We start from the raw sequence: 21,204 nt of genomic DNA, 5'->3' as shown, positions 1-21,204 counted from the left end.
TGCCCATGAACCTTATGCCGATCGAGACCACGCACGAGCTGATCGAAACAATTCTTGCGAAATGGGCAGGGGCGATCGGGGAAGACTATCTCGGATACAGGGGACATGTGTACCGCATGTTCAACTTCTGCCTGGCGTTGCATCCATGCACCGAGGAGGAGAACACAAAGTTAGCCATCGCGGGCTGCTTTCACGATATTGGTCTTTGGTCTGATCTCACGCTCGACTACCTCCCGGCATCAATTTCCCACGCCGCCCAATACCTGTCCGATTCAGGGCGGGAGGAGTGGTCTGAAGAAATGGCCTTGATGATCGGCATGCACCATAAGGTGCGCGCCTATCCTGATCGCCGTTACCCTCTTGTCGAAGTGTTCCGAAAAGGCGACCTGGTTGACGTTTCGTTGGGCCTGTTGAGTTGCGGGATTCCGCGATCGCACATCACAGACGTGAAGAACCACTTTCCCAATCACGGCTTTCACAGATTCCTCCTCAAAACAGGTGGAGCCTGGTTGCCGAGGCATCCTTTCAATCCAGCACCCTTTATACGGTGGTAGCACAGACTGAGTAGGTCAGGTGACCTTCACGCCCACCTGGCTGGCGGCAGCCAACCACGTTTCTCCCTTGAATATCCGACAGCCGCTCCGGTACAGTGCGCCGTTTGCCTTGACCATTACCCTATCTATGGCGGTGCACTGTGGCGATGAGTGGCGCACAGGTTCCGAAGGAGTACGATGGCCGACTCATCAGCACAATCCGTCTGTTGGGGCACTGTGGCCCTCTTCACCACGCTGACGATCCTGACCTTCGTCGGGGTTCCGCTCTTCGCCTATTACTATGACTATACCGTCCTGGATTGGACGCTGCTGGCCATTCTCTATGTCATCACCGGCATGGGGATCACGGTGGGGTACCACCGCATGATTACCCATCGCAGCTTCGAGAGCCGTCCCTGGATCAAGATCTGCCTGCTGGTGATGGGGGGATGGGCTGTACAAAATTCCGCCTTGCTCTGGTGCGCCGATCATATTCGCCACCACGCGCATACGGACAAGGAGCCCGATCCGTACAACGCGAGCAAGGGGTTTTGGCACAGTCACGTGGGATGGTTATTCATCAATACGCCGTATCGTGAAGACCGGTTCGCCACAAAATTACGGACCGACCCGATGATCAGGTGGCAACACCGGTATTACTGGGTGATCGTGGCCTCAGGCCTGTTATTGCCCTTCGCGGCCGGCTATTTGAACGGCGGATTGATGAGCGGCCTCGGGTGTTTTTTGCTCGCCGGCGTGTTGCGTACGGTCCTGGTGTTGAATTCCACGTTTACCATCAACTCTCTCTGCCACATGGTCGGCACCCAGCCGCACGGCGCGCAAGACAGCAGCCGGGACAGCTGGCTGATTTCATTCATCAGCTTCGGCGAGGGGTACCACAATTACCATCATACCTATTCGCGCGACTATCGAAACGGGTCGAAATGGTACAACTTCGACCCGTCCAAATGGTTGATCTATACGCTTTCGGTGGTTGGGCTGACCTATAACCTCCATCGGGAACGCACGTAAACGGCTGGTGAACAACGCCCGCCGCTGTTGTTCCCGCATCGCTCCGCCCCTCGACGTATTTCTGCAGATGCACCTCGGCTCTTCGCTCGCTGCGGCCGTGCTGGACAGACTTTTTGACCATCCTTTCAGCTTATACCTTTCGCATCGCTGATCTCTTTTACCCAACCACCTGCTGCGCCGGTTGACCCATTTCTTTTCGCCGCGGCGATAGCTTAAGATGCGTGAAGCCCGCGCAATCCAATCGGACCAGCGGGGTGGAGGAGGCATCACTATGGCAGAAGAAGCAGGCGGCGCGCCGCACCAGGAAGAAGCAGCCGCCAGACCCAATATCATTCCCGGAGTCAAACACGTCGTCGCCGTCAGCAGCGGCAAGGGCGGCGTCGGTAAATCCACGGTCTCCGTCAATCTGGCGGTCGCCCTCGCGCTCACCGGCGCCAGGGTCGGATTGCTGGATGCGGATATCTATGGCCCCAACATCCCGATGATGATGGGGGTCGAGAAAACTCCCGAACAGAAAGACGGCAAAATCGCGCCGGCGGAAAGCCACGGCGTGAAGCTGATCTCCATGGGATTTTTTGTGCCGGAAGACACGGCCGTTGTGTGGCGCGGCCCGATGGTGCACACCGCGATTCAACAACTCTTCCGGGATGTGTTATGGGGGGAGTTGGATTATTTGCTGATCGACCTGCCTCCGGGAACCGGAGACGCGCAGCTCACCCTGACCCAGCTCGTGCATCTGTCCGGCGCCGTCACCGTCACCACGCCGCAGGAAGTGGCGTTGCACGATGTGCGCAAGGGCATGATGATGTTTCAGAAGGTGAACGTGCCGCTTCTCGGCATCGTGGAAAATATGAGCTTTTTCGTCTGCGGCCATTGCGGAGAACGGACGGAGATTTTCTCTCATGGCGGCGGCGAGCGGGCGGCGGAGAAACTCGGGATTCCCTTCCTCGGCCGGGTTCCCATCGATCCCGTCATTCGCGCCGGTGGTGATACCGGCAATCCGATCGTGGTCGCCAAACCCGATTCTCCGCAGGCCCATGCCTTTCGGGAGATCGCGGCAAAATTGGCGGCGGCCTTGCAAACAGGCGGGGCATCGGCGGCCAAGAGCCGGATCGAGAGTCTATTAGATAAAATCAAACGGCCGGCCGCCGATCGGAAGCCGGACTAGGAAAGAGTGACGCACTCAGGGAGGATGTATGGGCGAGTTGATCAGAATCGCAGGAACCGCCGACGTGAAGCCGGGAGCCGGCATGGTCGCGGAAGTGAACGGGAAAGCCATTGCGGTCTTCAATGTGGACGGGACGTTTTATGCCATCGACAATACCTGTGTGCATCGCGGCGGCCCGCTGGGCGAAGGCGATGTTGTGGGGGATGTGGTCGCCTGCCCGTGGCATAACTGGGAGTTCAATGTGAAGACGGGCGCCTGCATCAACAACCCTTCGGCCAAAGTGACCACGTACGAAGTCACGGTCGAGGGCACCGATATTAAAGTCCGGCTGTGATGCAGGGACCACCTTGCTCGCGACGTCGCCACAACGAAACAATCATTCCGACACCATCGTGAATAGTGAATGGAGGCTCCAATGGCGGACAATCAGCTGACCCCGAAACACATCGAGATCGCCGAAACCTTCGTGCGGCTCTATGTCTTTCTGACCCAGTACATCGACCGGTGCGAGGATGAATCCGCGCGGAAGGAATATCCGGAAGCGGAACTCCAGAAACATCTGGGCGAAACCCGCGCCAAGATGCTGGAGATCCTGAAGGTGAATCCCGTGGTGAAGGGCAAGGTGGAAAAGGAATGTGAACGCGTCCTCGCACTGGGCACGAAGTGCCTCATGGGCGGAACGGAAAAGGTCGCCGCGCTGGATGTGCTGGGCGCGGAACGCGTCATCCTCAAGAACAAGACCATCGCGCTCAGCGATCTGCTGGCCGTGTATCGCGCCTTGTAACGTGCAATGGTAACGTCCAATGCCGGAGCCGGCTGGAGAGAAACACCAACTCGCCGGGTTTGATGCCAGGGAGCGAGGGTTTAATCGCCCCGTGGAGTTGGTACGGACAGCCGCCGGTTATCAGGCAAGGTTGCGGTACGAATCCACCCACGTCGTCACTCCCGATGCGCCCAGCGCAGCCGAAGCACTGCAGCATATGATCCAGCTGCTGCTGGAACAGGGCTACACGCAATTGCGCAGCCAGCAAAGCTACCGCGACGGCCTGTATCTCGGATCGCAGGAACTCTGGGTGGAATACCCCGACCGCCAGCCGGAGCCGGAGGTTGGGCTTCTGGGCCTGATGAAGAAATGGCTGGGGCGTTCATCCGGCTGAAGGCCGCCACGCACATCCTTGCAGATTGACAGGCTCCTGTTCTGCGCCTATAGTCGATCAGAGTCACAGGCGTCCTGCCTCAAGCGCCATCCGGCCTCTGCCATGGTCTCGCTCAGGGAAATTGACGATGATCCGGGTTTACGTCCTGCCCTTCAGCTTCCTGGCTCTGCTCCACTCGATCCCGGTTGAGGCCAAGGTGTACAGCTGCGAAGGCCCGAACGGCGGGACCATGCTGACGGATCAGCCCACGGGAAAACGCGGATGTACGGTCGTCAAGACTCCGTCTCCGTCACCGCCGGGCGGATTCACTCCACCGGTTGAAGAAACGCCGATACCCTCACCTGACCTTCCACCCAACGCGTTTCCCCCATCCCAGCCGCTTTCGCCGATCCATCAACAGAGCCCGCGTCAGCTCGGCCCGAACGATCAGCCCCAACCACCGACCGGCTCACCGGCAGGAGGGGAGAAGGCCGCAGCGGAAGCCCAACACTGTTCGCCGCGCGTCAATCCACTGAATCCCTTCGCCGGCATGAATTGCCCGCCGGCCTCCGGCAATACGGCAGAGGAGCCGAAGAAACCCTAGCCCGGCTCTCTATAGGCTGCGGCAGTGCCGATTGATTGACTCTCCCTTGGCCCCTTCATATAATGCCGAACCAATCGTTTAAGCTGATCTGACAAGCACTTATGGCTGTCTTCTCATCTGAATTGTTCTCCCGTCGCGCAGAGAATCTTCGTCACAGTTTCCGGCATGCCTTTGCCGTGCGTTCCGAGCAACCGGCCTTCACGACGGAGGAGCTCGCGCTGCTCGAACGGATCGCCGAGGCCATCGTGGCCCGCCGCATGGCGGCGCCCACCACACTGTTTCTCGAATCGATGGGCCCCATGAATTTTCTCGGCAGCCAGGCGTTACACTTTCTGACTCCGCTCGTCGAATGTGTCTTCAGCAGCACCGAACTCGTTCAGATCGCTCGTCTGCTGGAGCGACGGGACTCTTTGCAACGCCTCGCCGCGCTCATCGAAACCAAGGCCGCCGCGTCCAGAGGAGCGCCGGCTCGATGACGGCAGCGCATCAGTCTCCCGCCATATCGAACCCCGCGCAATCGTTGAACGTCATCGTCGCGACCGACTGCGGCAGCACGACCACCAAAGCCATCCTGATCGAGAAGGTCGGCAACGAATATCGCCAGACCTACCGCGGCGAAGCCCCCACCACCGTGGAAGCTCCGTTCGAGGACGTGACTCGCGGTGTACTCAATGCCATTGCGGAAATCGAAGAACTCTCCGGCCGGACGATCCTGGACGGCGACCGTATCATCACGCCGAATCACGCAGCACAAGGCGAACCAAAGCGAGGCGTGGATATTTACGTATCCACCAGCAGCGCCGGCGGCGGCCTGCAGATGATGGTCACGGGTGTGGTGCAGAACATGACGGGGGAAAGCGCCCAACGCGCCGCACTCGGCGCCGGCGCCATCGTCATTGACGTCCTGGCGTCGAACGACGGACGCTTGCCTTACGAAAAGATCGAACGGATTCGCACCATGCGGCCCGACATGATCCTGATGTCCGGCGGTACCGACGGCGGCGCCGTGACCCATGTAGTAGAAATGGCCGAATACATTGCCGCAGCCGAACCACGCCCGCGCTTCGGGAGCACCTATCGGTTGCCGCTCGTGTATGCCGGCAACAAGGATGCGCAATCACAAATCAAGATGATCCTCGGTGAGAAGACGGCGCTCGAATTCGCCGACAACATCCGGCCCGTCCTGGAACGGGAAAATCTCGCCCCGGCGCGCAACAAAATCCATGACCTGTTTCTCGAACACGTCATGCAGCAGGCCCCGGGCTACAAGAAACTCATCGAGATGGCCGGCGCGCCCATCATGCCGACTCCGGCGGCGGTCGGCGTGATCATGGAAACCATCGCCAAGCGCGAGGGGATCAACTTGATCGGCGTGGACATCGGCGGCGCCACCACCGACGTGTTCTCGGTATTCGGCGGTCTCTTCAACCGCACGGTCAGCGCCAATCTCGGCATGTCCTACAGCATTTCGAACGTGCTCGCTGAAGCGGGGCTGGACAACATCATGCGGTGGGTGCCGTTCACCCTCGACGAACAGACCCTCAGGAATCGCATTAAGAACAAAATGGTGCGCCCCACGACCATCCCGCAGTCACTCGATGAGCTGCAAATCGAACATGCCATCGCGCGCGAAGCATTGCGGCTGGCGTTGATCCATCATAAGTCGCTGGCGACGGGACTCAAGGGCGTGCAGCAGGAACGCACCATCTCCGATGTGTTCGAGCAACGCACCTCCGGCAAAACCCTCATCGATCTCTTGAAGTTGGACTTGATCGTCGGCAGCGGCGGCATCCTGTCGCATGCGCCGCGCCGCATCCAGTCCATGTTGATGATGGTCGATGCCTATGAACCGCTCGGCGTCACCACGCTCTCGGTCGACAGCATTTTCATGATGCCGCATCTCGGGGTGCTGTCCACAGTGAACGAGCAAGCCGCAACCGATGTGTTCGTGCGTGATTGCATGGTCTATCTTGGCACCTGCATTGCGCCGATCGGCCAAGGCAAGGACGGAGAGCGTTGCGCCGATTACGAGGTCGCGCTGCCGGATGGCCGCATCGAAAAAGGCCTGCTGGCATTCGGGGATCTGAAGTTGTTCAGCCTCACCCGAGAACAGCAGGCGATGGTCACTATACAACCGGCCAAACACGTGGATCTCGGCGAGGGTCCCGGGCAATCGTTTACACGAACGGTGAAGGGCGGTGTCGTGGGTCTCATGCTGGACGGGCGTGGCCGTCCGTTACAGTTGCCCACGGAGCAGGCCGCGCGAGTCGCCATGCTGACGCGGTGGTATCAAGCCGTCGGGCTGTATCCAAAAGGGAGTTGATGGCTGATAGCGAATAGCTGGCGGCAAGAAAGGTTGCTCAAAACGCCCTGCAGCAAGGCCGCTAGGCGCGAAAGCCCCGAGCCGTACCGGGTGTTGTACGGTGAGGGGCGCGAGCAACTGAGAACGACGCTGCAGGGCGTTTTGAGCAACCGATTATGGCGCATTCGTATACACCAGGCTTGACCGTCACCGAGCGGACCACCGTCCGCCGTCGGCGCATTCTTCCGTTGCCAGGCGCCGTCCTGGTGAAAGTCGGCGACGCCGTACGGGCCGACACCGCGGTGGCGCGCGCCGAATTGCCGGGAAAAGTCGTCCCGCTGAATCTGGCCAATCAGCTCGGCATCGCGCCCGATGAGATCAACGACTATCTGGTCAAAAAAGAAAAAGACTCCGTCCAGAAAGACGACGTGCTCGCCGAAAACAAACCCTTCATCAAATGGTTTAAGACCGAAATCCGTTCGCCGATCACCGGCAAGGTGGAATCCGTCTCAACAATCACCGGGCAAATCCTGTTGCGCGAACCGCCCCGGATGTTGGAATTGCGCGGTTATATCGACGGCTCCGTGGCCGAGGTGCATCCCGAGCAGGGTGTGACCGTGGAAAGCACCTGCAGCCTCGTGCAAGGCATCTTTGGCATCGGAGGAGAAACGAGCGGCGAACTGGTGATGGGCGTGAAGGCGCCGGATCAGCCGCTCTTGCCGGAACACCTCAACCAATCCATGAAGGGCAAGGTCATCGTCGGAGGCGCCTTTTTACCCGCAGCCACCATGGCGCGAGCAAAAGAACTGGGCATCGTCGGCCTGGTGGTCGGCGGCATCCATGACAAGGATCTGCGCGCACTGCTCGGGTATGATCTCGGCGTGGCGATCACCGGCACCGAGCAGGTTGGCTTCACGTTGATTCTGACGGAAGGGTTCGGCACGATTCCGATGGCGCCCAAGACGTTCGCCTTGCTCTCCGCCCATGCGGGACAAAAAGCGTCGATCTCGGGAGCCACGCAGATCCGCGCCGGGGTGATCCGCCCGGAGATCATCATTCCGCACAGCGGACCGGCAGCCGCCACAAAGGTGGCGCAAGCCGAGCGCGAAGGGATTCAGCTCGGCGATCCGGTCCGCATCATCCGCGACCCGCTATTCGGGAAGATCGGCGCGGTTTCAGGACTACCGTCGGAGTTGCGCGCCATTCCGACTGAAAGCGAAGTCCGCGTGCTCGAAGTCCGTTTTCCGGACGGCACGAGGACGGTGGTGCCACGCGCCAATATCGAAGTCATCGAAGGAGCCTGACCCGCGTGCTGCATCGCGTTCTCATCCTAGCCCTCATAATCTGCCTGCCGGCGCTGATGCCGCCTCTCGCCCTGGCGCAGACCATGCCGCGACAGCTCCGCGTGATCGACACCCCCAGCGACGGAGGCGGAAGCCTGACCGTACTCTGGGCCCCTTCCGCGAATGACACGGCCACCGCGAAATATCAAATCCTGGTCCATGAGGGCGGCCTTCCCAGCGACCCGACGGCCTGGAAGGTGGTGGCGGAATTTCCCGCCAATACGCGTTATGTCCGCGAGAGCAAGTCCGCTTGGTGGACGAGAGAGGGTGATCCCAATGACCATCTGTTTTTGATCAAGAACGGCAAAGGCCTGGAGATCAAATCCGGCCAACCCTATGCCGTGACCGTCGCCTCCGTCAACGGGCAGGAACGATTGATCGCGCCCCCGGTCGTCGCTTCGGCGGAAGCGAACTGGATGAACTGGAACCAGGTGAACAATCTCGTGTTAGCCCTGATGTTCGGCGCAATCGTCTTTTACGCCATCAACCTGGCCAAGCGGAAAGACATCTTCCTCCGCCGCATTCCCGGTCTGGATGCCGTCGATGAAGCCATCGGGCGGGCCACGGAATTGGGCAAGCCGGTGCTGTACATGACCGGCGCGCACGACTTGCACGACCCCTCGACGATCGCCGCCGCCGTCATCCTCGGGCGGGTCGCCAAGAAAGCCGCCTCCTACGAAACGGAACTGCTGGTGCCCCATCGCGAGCCGATCACCATGGCGGTCTGTCAGGAAATCACCAAACAGGCATACATGGAAGCGGGGAAACCGGACCTGTTCAAGGACGACGCGAACTTTTTCATCACCAGCGACCAGTTCAGCTACACCGCAGCGGTCGACGGCATCATGCTGCGGCGAAAACCGGCGGCGAACTTTTTTATGGGGTCGTACTTCGCCGAGTCGCTCCTCCTGACGGAGACCGGCGCGAGCACGGGGGCTATTCAAATCGCCGGCACCGACTCGGATCACCAGTTGCCATTTTTCGTGACGACCTGCGACTACACCCTGATCGGCGAAGAACTCTATGCCGCCAGTGCCTACCTCTCGAAGGAGCCGGTCCAGATCGGGACGTTGCGCGGACAGGACCTCGGCAAGGCGTTCATTCTGGGTGTGATCGGGATCGGGACGCTGCTCGCCACGGTCGCCGTGCTCACGGGCAATGGTTGGGCGCAACCGCTGCTGGACCTGTTTAAGGATCTCAAATGATTTTCCTCCGCCGACAACTGCCGCTGCTCATCACCATGATCACGGGACTGGTCATGGCGGCGCAATACTACGTGCCGCATCCGGCCTCCGAGCAACTGCTCACCACCGTGACCAAATGGCTGCAGATCATCGGCGGCTTCGCGCTCGTGCTCGGCATCACCAGCCTGTTCCATCTCCATGCCGCCAAGATCCGCCGGAAAGAAGCGGGATGGGCCTATAGCCTGGTGCTCTATGTCGGCATGCTCGGCACCATCATCGTGGGACTCTGGAATAACGGCAAGGAAAGCATTGACGGCGCGTTGACCTCGTTCGGCTGGGTCTATTCCTATACGTTGGTGCCGCTGCAGGGCACCATGTTCGCCATCCTGGCCTTCTTCATCGCCTCTGCTGCTTACCGATCGTTCCGCGCACGAAGCCGCGAGGCCGCCGTGCTGTTGGTTGCGGCCGTCATCGTCATGATGGGACGGGTGCCGCTCGGCGAATATATCCTGCCCCTCAGCGGCGACCTATCGAGCTGGATTCTGAATGTCCTCAACGCCTCCGTGCGCCGAGCGATTCTGATCGGCGTGAGCCTGGGCGCCGTCGCCCTCTCGTTCAAAATCATTTTCGGCGTGGAACGCTCCTACCTCGGCGGAGGCAAAGAATGACACGTGAAACGTGAAAGGTTAGACGTAAAAGGGACCACGTGTTGAGATTGGAATTAAGAGACATGACAGTACTTCCGCCGTTTCACGTTTCACCTTTCACGTTCGTTTTACGTTTCACGAGGAACCGAAGTGACCTTCGCTGAGCGCATGTTGCGGATCGACCGGCGGATCATCTTTTTGGTGATCGGCCTCTGCACACTCGTGCCGCTGCTCTTCCCGGTCGGACTGCCCATTAAGATTTCTTCCGAAGTGCGAGGCGTCTACGACTATATCGAAGGGCTGCCCGAAGGATCGGTCTTTCTCCTCTCGTTGGATTTCGATCCGGCCTCCAAACCTGAACTCTATCCGCAGGCCATCGCCATTCTGCGCCACGCGTTCAAGAAGAATCTCCGGGTCGTGGCCATGACGCTCTGGGTCTCCGGTACCGGTCTCGCCGATCAGATCCTGACGCAAACGGCCAAGGAGGCGGGCAAGGAGAACGGTAAGGATTACGTCTTCCTGGGCTGGAGTCCCGGCGGCAGCGCCGTCATTTTGAACATGGGACAGGATCTGTATAACACCTTCCCCGCCGACTACGGAGGCAAAGCGACCAAAGGCCTGCCGGTGCTGGCCGGGGTGCAGAACCTGCGCGACGTCACCTATGCCGTGAGTCTAGGTGCCGGGAATCCCGGTGTCGAAGCCTGGTACGTCTTCGGCAAAGATAAATATAAATTTGAACTCGGCGGCGGCTGCACCGGTGTCATCGCGCCGGGCCTCTATCCATTGTTACGCAGCGGGCAGATCAACGGGTTGATCGGCGGCCTGCGCGGGGCGGCGGAATATGAAACATTGATCGGCCAGAAGGGCAAAGCGGTCGCCGGGATGGACGCTCAATCGGCCACGCATCTGGCCATCATTGTGCTAGTCGCCATCTGTAACATCTTTTACTTCTCGTTACGGCGGCACCAGCGCCGGCAGGACGAGATGGGATCCTAGCCGCTATGGAACTGTCGTTCGGTGTCATACTCGGCGCCTGGGTCGCCACAGGGTTGACTCTTTTCATCCTCTCGTTCTTGTATGAGGATAATCCGCTGTTCAAGCTCGCCGAACATCTATATGTCGGCGTGTCGCTCGGCTATACCATCGTCAAGACCTACGACACGGTCGTCATGACCCTGATCGTCCGCCCAATCATCGACAAGGGGGAATGGTCGCTGCTGATTCCGGTCGGCATCGGCATGCTCATGCTCACGCGCTACGTGCCGAAGGCGGCCTGGCTGTCGCGCTACGCCTTCGCGTTTATCGTCGGCGTCGGGGCGGGGTTGGCGATCCCACGCACGATCTCATCGTTTATTCTCAAACAGATCGAAGACACGGTTCGACCGCTCCTGGGGGTCGCGCCTGGGGGAGGCGTCACCTTCGACTATTCGCTGCTCAATCCGGCGAGCCATCTGAACGGCATCATCATCCTGGTCGGCGTGGTATCGGTGCTCTTTTACTTCTTCTTCTCGGTGGAACATTCCGGCCCGGGCAAGACTGTGGCACGCGCGGGAATTCTGTTTCTGATGATCTCGTTCGGTGCGGCCTTCGGTTATACCGTGATGGCCCGCATGTCGCTCCTGATCGGCCGCCTGACCGATTTGATCGAATTTTCCGACGCCTCCTATGGACGCCCCACGCTTTGGCTCTTCCTCCTCACCGTCGCCACCCTGATTGTCCTCAGCCGGCGCGGCAACGCCCATCCGCCGGATCAGTAACCGGCTGATGGAGCCACGAGGTTGTTCTGGAATAGCGACCAGGTTGTACATTGCGAAGACCTGCCACGCCGCGGGATGTTCAACAAGTCGTCCAGCAAGGCCGCAGGGAGCGCAGCGGCGAGGCGTACTGTGAGTCGTACGTCGAGTCGGTAAGCGATCCGAGAACGCAGCTGGGCGGCTTGTTCAACATCCCGCTCTCCTGTTGCGCCTGAGAAGTTTGCTCCGTTACAATGCGCCTCACTATGGAATCCACACCGACCATGACCGCCAAAGATCCCAAGCAGTATCCGCTGCTGCGCAATCTGCAATTTTCACCGATCAAGGAAGGGGAGGAGCAGTTCATCGTGCTCTGGGACCCCACCGGATTGAGCAAGGAACGCTTGGTCCTGCCGTTGAATTATTTCTTCATCGTGCAGCACCTCGACGGGGAGCATAGCGTTCAGGATATCGGGGCGATTTATCTGAAGCGCTTCGGCGAATTCCTCATGCCGAATAAGGTCGAGCAGTTGCTGGCCGATCTGGATACCAAACTGTTTCTGGAAGGGGAGCGGACCGAGCAGGCCAAGCAGCAGGCGCTCAACGCGTACCGCCAGGCCCCCGCCCGCTCGGCGCAATTTGCCGGTCGCAGCTATGAAGCCGATCCCGCCAAGTTGCGCGCGCAGATCAACAGCTTCTTCGTGTCGAAAGAAGGCCCGGAAGTGAAGGCCTCCGAACACAAGGGCAAACTCATCAAGGCGCTCGTCGCGCCCACCTACGAACTGAAACATGCCGGACCGATTTATGCCTGGGCCTACAAAGAATTGCAGGACGCCCAGAAGCCGGATCTCTATGTCGTCATCGGGACTGCCTACTCAGGCCTTGAACAACCGATCGCCGTCACGGACAAGGATTTCCACACACCATTGGGGCTCGTAAAGGTCGAACGCGCGGTCACCGACCGCCTGCGCGAACAGATCCCCGCCGCTTTCACCGACGAATTGGCACATCACAATGAACATGCATTGGAATTTCAGCTGCCGTTCCTGCAAGAGAGTCTCGGCCAGGACCGGGCGTATACGATTGTTCCGATCCTCACGGCGTTTTCAGCGAACAGCTTGCGCGATCCGCAGATTAGGGAGCAGGTCGAGACGTTTCTTCAGACCTTAAAAGAGGCGCTCGCCGCCACCGGCAAGTCCTATTGCGTCGTGGTCGGCGCGGAACTGGCCCACATCGGCATGCGCTATGGCGACTCGGCCCCGCCGACAGACTTCTCCTTCCATCGCTGCATGCAGACCGATCTCGAAATGCTCAAACATGTCGAGAATCGCGACCCGGAAGAGTTCGCCAAGTTCATTCAGAAAGAAAACGATCAGCGCCGTATCTCGGGCTTCTCGCCGATTTACTCCATGCTGCGTCTGATTCAGGCGGAAACGGGGCAGGTGCTGCGGTACGATCGCGGGATCACGGATCAGTATAATTCCACCGTAACTTATGCCAGCATGGCCTTCTTCTAAGGCAGGCCGCTGAAAAATCCCGCCACCTGCGTTCTCAGCTCGACAAAATCCTCAACGTAGCCAGAGGCTACGCCTCCGGTTTTCTCTCGCCTGCGGCCTTGTTGGACGGGCTTTTTGAGCAGCCTGCCTGTGAAAGCGAGCCGTCGTTCTCGCGTCGCTCAGCTCGCTCAACGTAGCGCAAGGCTACGCCTCGCTCCTTCGCTCGCTGCGGCCTCGATGGACAGTCGTTTTGACCGTTCTGCCGCAAACCTCCTGAAACAGGCCTCCAGCTTCGTTCTCCCCTCGAAACCATCCTCAACGTAGCCCTGTGGGAAAAGAGCCTGTCCCGGCAGGCGAAGGGTGGGCGGTAAGAATGTCCCGCCTCCGGTTTTCTCTCGCCTGCGGCCTTGGTGGACGAGCTTTTTGAGCGGCCTGCCTGTGACAGCGAGCCGTCATTCTTGTGTCACTCAGCTCGCGCAACGTAGCGCAAGGCTGCGCCTCGCTCCTTCGCTCGCTGTGGCCTAGGTGGACAGTCGTTTTGACCGTTCTGCGAGAGAGCTGCAGGCACACATTCTTGCGCTTTCATTCTTTCTTCAGCATCGAGGCGTTTCCCGTTATGCGCTTGTATCCGTCTACTTTAGGTAGAGCACTTCAGGTAAATCTTTTAAATCGGCATCGCCTGTAATCACCTCTGCATTCTGGTCTTGGGCCGTCGCGCAGACAATCGCATCTGCCATCGCCAAACCGTGCCGAAGGCTGAGATCCGCAGCCAAATAGGCGATGGATTCCGTGAGTGGCGCCACCCGGGTCGCATGAAGCCGTCCGGAGAACAGTATGGCTAGTTCCTTGCCACGCTCGCGTTTAATCTCCTTATAGACTTCATACAACACGATCGACGGCATGATGAGGTCGTATCGGGAAGCAAGATATGCGGCATAGCGATCAGCTAATGGTCCGCCGGTAAAGAATTCGATCCATCCGCTGGAATCCAACACAATCTTCACAGCCGATTCTTCTTTTCTCGAATCCCTGTCTTAGACATACCCTTGAGCGCACCCTTCAGAGACTTCAGCGGTGCTTCCGGCACAAGCGCAATGACTCCACCTTTTTCCAGAACCTGCAACCGTTGCTGCGGAACCAAGTGCAGTTTTTCCCTCACGTCTTTAGGAATCACGATTTGAAACCTTGACGAAATGGTGGTCATGGACATGTGGAGACCTCCTTACCACTACGTGATCGATCATCGTATCGTCATACGCCTTAGTCGTCAAACTGTCAGGCTATGCCCAATGAATGTCGGAGGAGGCTTCAGGGAAGGCAGGAAGGATTTACGTTTGACGCGGGCGATCCCCGGCTACAGGCTGTTCAAAAAGGCCGGCCAGCAAGACCGCGGGAAGCACGGCGGCTGAGGCGGTGCAAACCAAACTTCGTTTGACCCGTTCGCCGAATTAGATGCTCCCGGCGAACGGATACACCCCACCAGGATACCCGTATTAGCACTTGGACGTCGCAGGGAGACGAGCGACCGAGAACGCCACTGGCTGGCCTTTGTGAGCAGCCTGATAGCCCGCGTTATTCATGACGGGGCGTCGCGAAATCGCGGAGTCCCAAAGCGAGACGGGCGCGCGGAGTCGTGAGGGAGGAAGGCATCCTTGAACGGGATGTCGCCCGACCGAACGGCGAGCCCGCCCGCCGACAGGCTTGTCGCAGCTGCGAATCTGCGGTGCAGCAGAGGCGTTCATGAAGAATGCAGGCTAATAGGCGGGTACGCCGTCGGCCGGATCGGTATATCTGGTCGGTGTAGTGTAGCGATCCCAGGTGGTGACGGCGCCTTGTTCGAAGTAGACACGGAAGGCGCTGGTGATACAGGCGTTGCGTCCGATCGGCGGGTAGAGCCAGACCGTCACGGTCCGCCCCTCGTCCTCCACGTCCTTCTTGCACACCGGGGAGCCGAGAGCCAGGTAGACCTGATCCTGGGTCATCCCGCGCAGCACGTTTCCCTTATCGATCGCCCAGCGCACACTTTCCGGATAGGAAGGATATTGCTCCGTCATCAGGCGCTGTCGATGGCCATCGCAGGCCGACAGAAAGATAGTAAGCAGGAGCATGCCATTGAGGGCAACCAGTCGTAACCTTGTCATGGAGCCCCCTGCCTAAGGCCGAGCACAGATGGTCAACGCACAGGAATTATGCAGTCGGCTCTGGGAGTTGCCGACAGAACAATTCCACTGTTTTCCTGAATAAAAAGAGTGCAGTGTCCTGGGGAGAGGCAGCGATAGCCGCGGCCGCAGCTTGTTCTACGGCACCTCGTGAAATCTGAAACCGGCGCACCACATACAGCGCATCGTCCAAATCAAGCTCAATGCCTCGTCGAAGTTTTGCGATGACAAAATCCACCGGCTCCAGCAAACGGATGCGCAGACCCGGATGTGAGACAAGCTCTGTGGCACGATCTCGATATCCTGGCGGCATCGCCACAATGGACCAGCCTGAAATATCCTGCGTGAGATCTGCCGGCACACCTTCACCAGTCAAAAATGTGACAAGCGGCTCGAGCGGACCGGTCAGTTCGCCGTCCACGTCATTCGTGTAGCGTTCGCGCAGACCATAACATTGCATCGCGAGCGCGCCGACAAGCAGCAAGTCGACCGGCTTTCCGGTCGTTTTGACAAATTGCTCCAATAAGGCAAGGAGGCGGTCAGCGGTGATGGTAGGCAAATTGAAGGGCCTCTGCAAAAGTTCGATAATCTCGAAAATCGATCGGGCCTGAATCATCAGGGAGGGGAGCCCGGTTAAACAAAAACGTGATCAAACGACGATACTGGGTATACCAGCGACAAGCATTTCGATAGACCGCTTCAAATTCAGGATCTATCCGCCAGGCCGACCAATCCGGTTGGTCGTTCACCACAATCTCAAGCCACAGAATGCGACGCCCGCGCGGAGTCTTCAGAGCTTCAGCGATGGAATCTGTATTCAGATAGGCAGGAAGGAGCTTCAGGGAACAGGAGAAGGGGTGATCGGGGGTGTTCATGCGGCGAAGTCTAGCACAATCGCGTTTTCCAGAGAACTTGCGAGGATGCCGGAAGGTCGCAAACACCGAAAACGGAACATGACACGACTATTCCTTGACCGTCACCTTCATGCGAATCGGCTCCAGCGGATTGTCGCGCTCGTCGCGCGGCATCTTGGCGATCATGTCGATGACTTCGATGCCCCGGATGATTTCGCCGAAAATCGAATAGCGCCGGTCGAGCCCGCCGTTGTCCTCAAGGGAAATGAAAAACTGAGAACCGTTGTCGTTGAAGTCGCGCGTGCTATTGCCGTCGCGGGGCATCTTCGCCATCGAGATCGCGCCGCGCTTATGGGGCCGGTCGTTCGTCTCGGGATTGAGGAAATAGCCGGGGCCACCCGTGCCGTGCAGCAGGCGATCCGGCGTCTTGCTCAACGGGTCGCCGCCTTGAATGATGAAGCCCGGCACCACACGATGAAAGGTGGTGTCGTCGTAAAAGCCCATCTTGGCCAGGTTGATGAAGTTCTCCACGTGACGGGGGGCGTCGTCCGGGTAAAACCGAATCCGGATGTCGCCGAACGGGGTGCTGATCGTGGCACGGGGATCTTTTTTCTGGAATTGCATGGTCATGGCGCAAATGTACCAGGCGGGAGATTCCATCGGCAAGGGGGCGGATCGCGTGATTTCTCCCGATGAACGGCGTATTCTGTCGCCGAAATCGTCGGGTCACCGTTAAGAGGGCAATGGCGTGAAACCGGCCGCCACAATGTGTGCAGACTGCTCAGAGTGACGGTCCGGCAAGGCCGCAAGAAGATCGGCGACTGCGACGCACCCTTGCGGTACGTCGCTGGGAGAGGAGCGACCGAGCACGCCGCCGGAGGTCATTCCAACAGCCTGACGGGGAAGGAAGATGCGATGCCAGATCAAGCCGTGCTCAATGTCGATCTTGCCGATGTGTGGGAAGAGCGGGGCCGCAAACAGTACATTCGCACGATCGCCTGGGGCGACGACATCACCGTGGTGAAGCAGACAGCGACGTACCTCGAGGTCAGCATCACCGTCTTTCGCGAAAAACCCGACGGCAGCATCCTTCCCGAATCCGTCACCGGCTACATTGAACCGACCAAATCCTCCGGCATCAAGGTGGCCGATCTGGTCCGTCCTGTCGCCGACAACAAGGTGCTGAAGGTCAACTTCGTCGATGTCCAACAGGGCGACGGCATGGTCATCGAATCGCCGGACGGCAAAGTCCTCCTCATCGACGGGGGCGACAACCAGATGTTCGCGCGTTATCTCGCCGGGCGCTTCCGCAATACCAGCGCCGACCACCCGAAGCAGATCGACTGCATTGTCGTCACCCACGGCGACGCGGACCACTTCGCTGGCCTCACGGAGATCCTCAAATCTGAGACCAACAAGGTCAAACGCAAACAGCTCTTCATGCAACCGCAGCGCGTCTATCACAACGGCCTCGTCAAACGTCCGTCCAGAATGAACAATAAAAACGTGCCGGATACCAAACTCCTCGGGCCGGCCAAGACGGTGGACGGGCAACTGTACCTCACCGGCCTTGAAGAGAATCTGCTCGACGTGGACGACAACCAGATGAACGAGCCGTTCAGGGAATGGAAACAGACCCTCGCCACCTACAACAGCCGCAGCCCGGTCAGTTTCCGCCGCCTGCAACTCGGCGACAACCAGGCCTTTGAGTTTTTCAATCGAACCGACATGCATATCGAGGTGTTGGGCCCGATCACCACACAGGTGGAAGGACAACCGGCACTGCGTTTTCTCGGTGAGCCACCAAAGGGACCGCGCATCGGCCATGACTCGTTCAACGACAGCGATGAAGGCTTCACCGGCCATTCCGCCTCCCATACCATCAACGGTCATTCGATTGTGCTCCGGTTGAGTTACGGCGGGTTCAGTTTTCTCTTTTCGGGCGATCTGAACGACGAGGCCAGCCGCTTCCTCGCCCGCGAACACAACAAGGGTACGCTCAATCTGCGATCCGAAGTCTTCAAGGTGCCGCACCATGGCTCGGCCGATTTTTCCGGCGCATTCATTCAGGCCGTGTCGCCCATCGTGAGCGTGGTCTCCAGCGGCGACGAAAACGCGCGCAAAGAATACATCCATCCCCGCGCCACCCTCATGGGTGCCCTGGGCAAATGGTCGCGCGTGCCGGAGCCGCTCATCTTCGTCACCGAACTGGTGGCCTTTTTCCAAACCGAAGGCCCTTGCCGCCTCAAGGATGACAATGCCGCCAAGAAACGCGGGCCCTTCTATGGCTTCAGCCGCACGGCCTATGGCCTCGTCAAAACCCGCACCGACGGCCACCGCCTGTTCGTCTACACCGACAGCGGCAACGTGCAAATGAAAGAAGCCTACGCTTACCAATTGGATTCGTCCGGCGTGCCGCAACCGGCCGAAGTGAATCGGGCGTGATCGGCTGGAGTTGCGCAGGCCCAACGGACGAACCACTTTCCTTTCTCGCCCACGAGAAACGACTATTTTTCCTTTCGTGATCACACATGTCACGATCAGCGGCTACGCTGACCCTAGGTGAACAGACAAGGAGGGCACTCTGGGATCGTTACAACTTTCCGCCATGATGACCTTGGCATTCACGTTTTCGATTCATGCCGATACCGTCCTTGTGCCTGAGGCGTACGGCCGCACAGATACAGTCACTGCTATACCGGATCGTGTATCGGAGGTGTTTCACGAATTGGCTCGACGCGACCTTGCGAGTGGAGCGCTGACGGAGGCTCTCGACAACTCAATCGACGTCGCGGACCTCAGCACGATGCTGCAAATAAAAGCGGGCCTCGCGAACACGTTGACCACTCTCGAACTCAAACGCATCAAGCAATCCTTGCTGAAGGCGATCAAATACATGTTGGTCGATCTGGCGCCGTCAGGCTTCTTGGAGACTCGATTAGCCACACACTATGAATCGTCCTTCAGCAGAAATGACGCGCAGAAGATCATCGACCGCTATCATGACGTAAGGGATCGACCAGAAAAGGCGAGATTGCACACCGCTCGTTTAATATTCTGGGAGAAGGCTGGTCAAGACCTGACGACTGAGGCCCGATCCTGGTCGCAAAGCTTTCACATTCCAAGCGGAGCCATGCTCCCCACTTTGATGCCGGGGGACCATGTCCTTGTCAACAAACGAGCCTATTCGGATACCACGCCACAGCGTGGTGACGTCATCGTGTTTAGATATCCTGAGGACGAATCAAAACTCTTCGTCAAACGAATCGTCGGACTTCCTGGTGACATCGTGGAGCTGCGCAATCAATCGATGTATTTGAATGGTGTCCCTTTTGCCGAGAGGTACATTCAGCATACCGATAACAACATTCTGGCGGACAACCCTCGAGATAATTTGCATGCCGCGACTGTTCCGCCCAACGCATACTTTGTGCTGGGTGACAATCGTGAGAGCAGCCTGGATAGCAGATTCTGGGGCTATGTCGCCAAAGACAAGGTTCTCGGTAAGGCCGAATCCATATACTTCTCAATAGATCGACCATCACTGACCATCCGTTGGGAGCGATTGGATTTGCCGGTCTGATAGCAGCTCACGCTTTGCATTCGCGGACAAAGAAACAATTGAGCTTCTTTCTCCTGCGTTACTCGGCTTCAGCGCCTCACTCCCTCAGCCCTTCCTCCGGATCTACCTTCATCCACATGAGCCCTCCGCAGAGTGCAATCACTGCGGCTACCAACAATGATGCCGTCCATCCCCAATGGTCGGCGAGCCAGGGGGTGAGGCTGGGCGAAATCACGCCGCCCACATTGGCCCCCGTATTCATCACCCCCGACAAAGTTCCCGCATGGGTTTTGGACAAATCAGTCGTCACGCTCCAATAGGCGCCGACGGTGAAATAGAGCCAACCTGCGCCGAGCGAGAGACACACGATTGCCATGGTCTGCGATTCCACCCAAGCCCCGACCGCAATCAATCCACCGGCCAATGCCATGCCGAGCATGCCGATTGAGAGGCGGGCCTTGCGCAACCCGAGGCGGGGCACCAGCCTGTCCGTAATCAATCCGCCAAGCGGGCAAAATAGCAAGATGGCGAGAAAGGGACCCGCCGCCAGCCAGCCGCCGCGCAAAAGATCAATCCCGCGCACGTTCACCAGATAGAGATAAAACCAGCTCATGTAGATATAGGCGACATAGCCGAGACACGAATAACTCGCGACGAGCCACCAGAGAGACCGAGAGCGCAGAACGTGCCGCCAGGGCACCGGGGTGGAGATGGTCGCAGCCGGTGCTGAGCCTCCGCTCCGCCCATCCCGCGAGCACAACACCCACAGGATCGCCACCACCAGGCCGATCAAAGCCGAAAGATAGAACACCGATTGCCAGTGATAGTTCACCATGACCCAGGAGGCGAGGGGAGGCGTAACCGCCGCGCCGATGCCGATGCCGCCGATGGCAATGCCGATGCCGAGCCCACGTTGGCCTGGCGGCATCCAGTCGGCCACGGCGCGATTGAAATTCGGCAGGGCCACCGACTCGCCCACGCCCAGGAGGAACCGCACGATGACCAGCGCTCCGACAGTACCAACCACGGTGGCTAGCGGCAGGGTGGCGACCACGGCGGTCAAGACCGTGCAGAGCGACCACCAGACCAACGCGCAGGCCAACACCACCCGCGCCCCCCAACGATCGCCCAGGCGGCCGCCTGGGATCTGGCACAGCGCGTAGCCGAAGACAAACGCGGAGAACACGTAGCCCATGTCCTGACCGGTGAGCCCGTAGGCGGGCATCATCTGCCGGGCGGTGACGGAAATGTTGACCCGGTCCATGTAGGTCACCGCGCTGATCGCGAACAACAGGGCGAGAATGCCCCAGCGCGGCCGTGTCGTCGATGTGTCAGCCCCCACTCGTGATTCTCCCAGTGTCCCGCCATCCGTCAGCCGGCGCATTATAGACTGGCGAGCATTCACCGACGAAAGTTATTTGCGAGGCCTCCTAATCGTCGTTTGTTCAGTG

The 21,204-nt window shown here is 58.9% G+C and carries 24 protein-coding genes; 17 read left to right on the top strand and 7 right to left on the bottom strand.

Annotation, left to right across the window (positions count from 1 at the left end; all coding sequences use genetic code 11):
* Window positions 1-14: 14 nt before the first annotated feature.
* The 15 genes from GDA65_13770 to amrB all read left to right on the top strand — a co-directional run bounded on the left by GDA65_13770 (window position 15) and on the right by amrB (window position 13,199).
* Window positions 15-554, top strand: coding sequence for a hypothetical protein (locus GDA65_13770; GenBank protein ID MBA5863759.1), 540 nt, complete (start codon window positions 15-17; stop codon window positions 552-554).
* Between the two features lie 177 nt (window positions 555-731).
* Window positions 732-1,565 carry an acyl-CoA desaturase gene (locus GDA65_13765; GenBank protein ID MBA5863758.1) on the top strand — a complete coding sequence of 278 codons (834 nt, stop codon included), beginning with the start codon at window positions 732-734 and terminating at the stop codon, window positions 1,563-1,565.
* Window positions 1,566-1,836: 271 nt separating this feature from the next.
* On the top strand, window positions 1,837-2,733 hold the full coding sequence (locus GDA65_13760; protein MBA5863757.1) for a P-loop NTPase: 897 nt from the start codon (window positions 1,837-1,839) through the stop codon (window positions 2,731-2,733).
* A gap of 28 nt (window positions 2,734-2,761) precedes the next feature.
* A complete protein-coding gene (locus GDA65_13755) occupies window positions 2,762-3,067 on the top strand; it encodes a Rieske 2Fe-2S domain-containing protein (GenBank protein ID MBA5863756.1) in 306 nt (101 codons plus the stop codon).
* 81 nt (window positions 3,068-3,148) lie between these two features.
* Window positions 3,149-3,517, top strand: a complete 369-nt coding sequence (locus GDA65_13750; protein MBA5863755.1) for a hypothetical protein — start codon at window positions 3,149-3,151, stop codon at window positions 3,515-3,517.
* 19 nt (window positions 3,518-3,536) lie between these two features.
* Entirely contained in the window at window positions 3,537-3,890 is a 354-nt protein-coding gene (locus GDA65_13745) for a hypothetical protein (protein MBA5863754.1), read from the top strand.
* A 127-nt stretch (window positions 3,891-4,017) separates the two neighbouring features.
* A complete protein-coding gene (locus GDA65_13740; GenBank protein ID MBA5863753.1) occupies window positions 4,018-4,473 on the top strand; it encodes a hypothetical protein in 456 nt (151 codons plus the stop codon).
* A 101-nt stretch (window positions 4,474-4,574) separates the two neighbouring features.
* On the top strand, window positions 4,575-4,949 hold the full coding sequence (locus GDA65_13735; GenBank protein MBA5863752.1) for a hypothetical protein: 375 nt from the start codon (window positions 4,575-4,577) through the stop codon (window positions 4,947-4,949).
* The gene (locus tag GDA65_13730; GenBank protein MBA5863751.1) at window positions 4,946-6,796 is read left to right on the top strand and encodes a methylaspartate mutase; all 1,851 of its coding nucleotides are present in this window, start codon (window positions 4,946-4,948) and stop codon (window positions 6,794-6,796) included. The genes GDA65_13735 and GDA65_13730 overlap by 4 nt, the downstream gene beginning before the upstream one ends.
* Window positions 6,797-6,951: 155 nt before the next feature.
* Complete coding sequence (locus GDA65_13725) at window positions 6,952-8,079, top strand: hypothetical protein (protein MBA5863750.1); 1,128 nt, start codon at window positions 6,952-6,954, stop codon at window positions 8,077-8,079.
* On the top strand, window positions 8,076-9,323 hold the full coding sequence (locus GDA65_13720; GenBank protein MBA5863749.1) for a hypothetical protein: 1,248 nt from the start codon (window positions 8,076-8,078) through the stop codon (window positions 9,321-9,323). Before GDA65_13725 ends, GDA65_13720 begins: the two co-directional genes overlap by 4 nt.
* Window positions 9,320-9,970, top strand: a complete 651-nt coding sequence (locus tag GDA65_13715; GenBank protein MBA5863748.1) for a hypothetical protein — start codon at window positions 9,320-9,322, stop codon at window positions 9,968-9,970. The genes GDA65_13720 and GDA65_13715 overlap by 4 nt, the downstream gene beginning before the upstream one ends.
* Window positions 9,971-10,099: 129 nt before the next feature.
* Window positions 10,100-10,945 carry a hypothetical protein gene (locus GDA65_13710; protein MBA5863747.1) on the top strand — a complete coding sequence of 282 codons (846 nt, stop codon included), beginning with the start codon at window positions 10,100-10,102 and terminating at the stop codon, window positions 10,943-10,945.
* A 5-nt stretch (window positions 10,946-10,950) separates the two neighbouring features.
* Window positions 10,951-11,706, top strand: coding sequence for a hypothetical protein (locus GDA65_13705; protein ID MBA5863746.1), 756 nt, complete (start codon window positions 10,951-10,953; stop codon window positions 11,704-11,706).
* Between the two features lie 230 nt (window positions 11,707-11,936).
* On the top strand, window positions 11,937-13,199 hold the full coding sequence (gene amrB, locus GDA65_13700; GenBank protein ID MBA5863745.1) for an AmmeMemoRadiSam system protein B: 1,263 nt from the start codon (window positions 11,937-11,939) through the stop codon (window positions 13,197-13,199).
* Window positions 13,200-13,810: 611 nt separating this feature from the next.
* Here amrB and GDA65_13695 read toward each other — a convergent pair.
* The 6 genes from GDA65_13695 to GDA65_13670 all read right to left on the bottom strand — a co-directional run bounded on the left by GDA65_13695 (window position 13,811) and on the right by GDA65_13670 (window position 16,851).
* A complete protein-coding gene (locus GDA65_13695) occupies window positions 13,811-14,176 on the bottom strand; it encodes a PIN domain-containing protein (GenBank protein ID MBA5863744.1) in 366 nt (121 codons plus the stop codon).
* Window positions 14,177-14,178: 2 nt separating this feature from the next.
* A complete protein-coding gene (locus tag GDA65_13690) occupies window positions 14,179-14,388 on the bottom strand; it encodes an AbrB family transcriptional regulator (GenBank protein ID MBA5863743.1) in 210 nt (69 codons plus the stop codon).
* 544 nt (window positions 14,389-14,932) lie between these two features.
* Entirely contained in the window at window positions 14,933-15,319 is a 387-nt protein-coding gene (locus tag GDA65_13685; protein ID MBA5863742.1) for a hypothetical protein, read from the bottom strand.
* Between the two features lie 46 nt (window positions 15,320-15,365).
* On the bottom strand, window positions 15,366-15,896 hold the full coding sequence (locus GDA65_13680) for a hypothetical protein (protein ID MBA5863741.1): 531 nt from the start codon (window positions 15,894-15,896) through the stop codon (window positions 15,366-15,368).
* Window positions 15,877-16,212 carry a hypothetical protein gene (locus GDA65_13675; protein MBA5863740.1) on the bottom strand — a complete coding sequence of 112 codons (336 nt, stop codon included), beginning with the start codon at window positions 16,210-16,212 and terminating at the stop codon, window positions 15,877-15,879. Before GDA65_13675 ends, GDA65_13680 begins: the two co-directional genes overlap by 20 nt.
* Before the next feature lie 87 nt (window positions 16,213-16,299).
* Window positions 16,300-16,851 (bottom strand): peptidylprolyl isomerase, encoded by a 552-nt coding sequence (locus GDA65_13670; protein ID MBA5863739.1) that lies wholly within the window; start codon window positions 16,849-16,851, stop codon window positions 16,300-16,302.
* A gap of 255 nt (window positions 16,852-17,106) precedes the next feature.
* On the opposite strand from GDA65_13670, the gene GDA65_13665 reads away from it, so the two are divergent.
* Together GDA65_13665 and lepB are read left to right on the top strand one after the other, a co-directional pair.
* On the top strand, window positions 17,107-18,636 hold the full coding sequence (locus GDA65_13665) for an MBL fold metallo-hydrolase (protein ID MBA5863738.1): 1,530 nt from the start codon (window positions 17,107-17,109) through the stop codon (window positions 18,634-18,636).
* 163 nt (window positions 18,637-18,799) lie between these two features.
* On the top strand, window positions 18,800-19,774 hold the full coding sequence (gene lepB / locus GDA65_13660; protein ID MBA5863737.1) for a signal peptidase I: 975 nt from the start codon (window positions 18,800-18,802) through the stop codon (window positions 19,772-19,774).
* Window positions 19,775-19,850: 76 nt separating this feature from the next.
* Here lepB and GDA65_13655 read toward each other — a convergent pair whose 3' ends face one another.
* On the bottom strand, window positions 19,851-21,137 hold the full coding sequence (locus GDA65_13655) for an MFS transporter (protein ID MBA5863736.1): 1,287 nt from the start codon (window positions 21,135-21,137) through the stop codon (window positions 19,851-19,853).
* Between the last annotated feature and the right edge of the window lie 67 nt (window positions 21,138-21,204).

The organism is Nitrospira sp. CR1.1 (assembly GCA_014055465.1).
GTDB lineage: Bacteria > Nitrospirota > Nitrospiria > Nitrospirales > Nitrospiraceae > Nitrospira_A.
The sequence above is the reverse complement of the archived record's forward strand: the minus strand, read 5'-3'. Positions and strand labels throughout refer to the sequence as shown.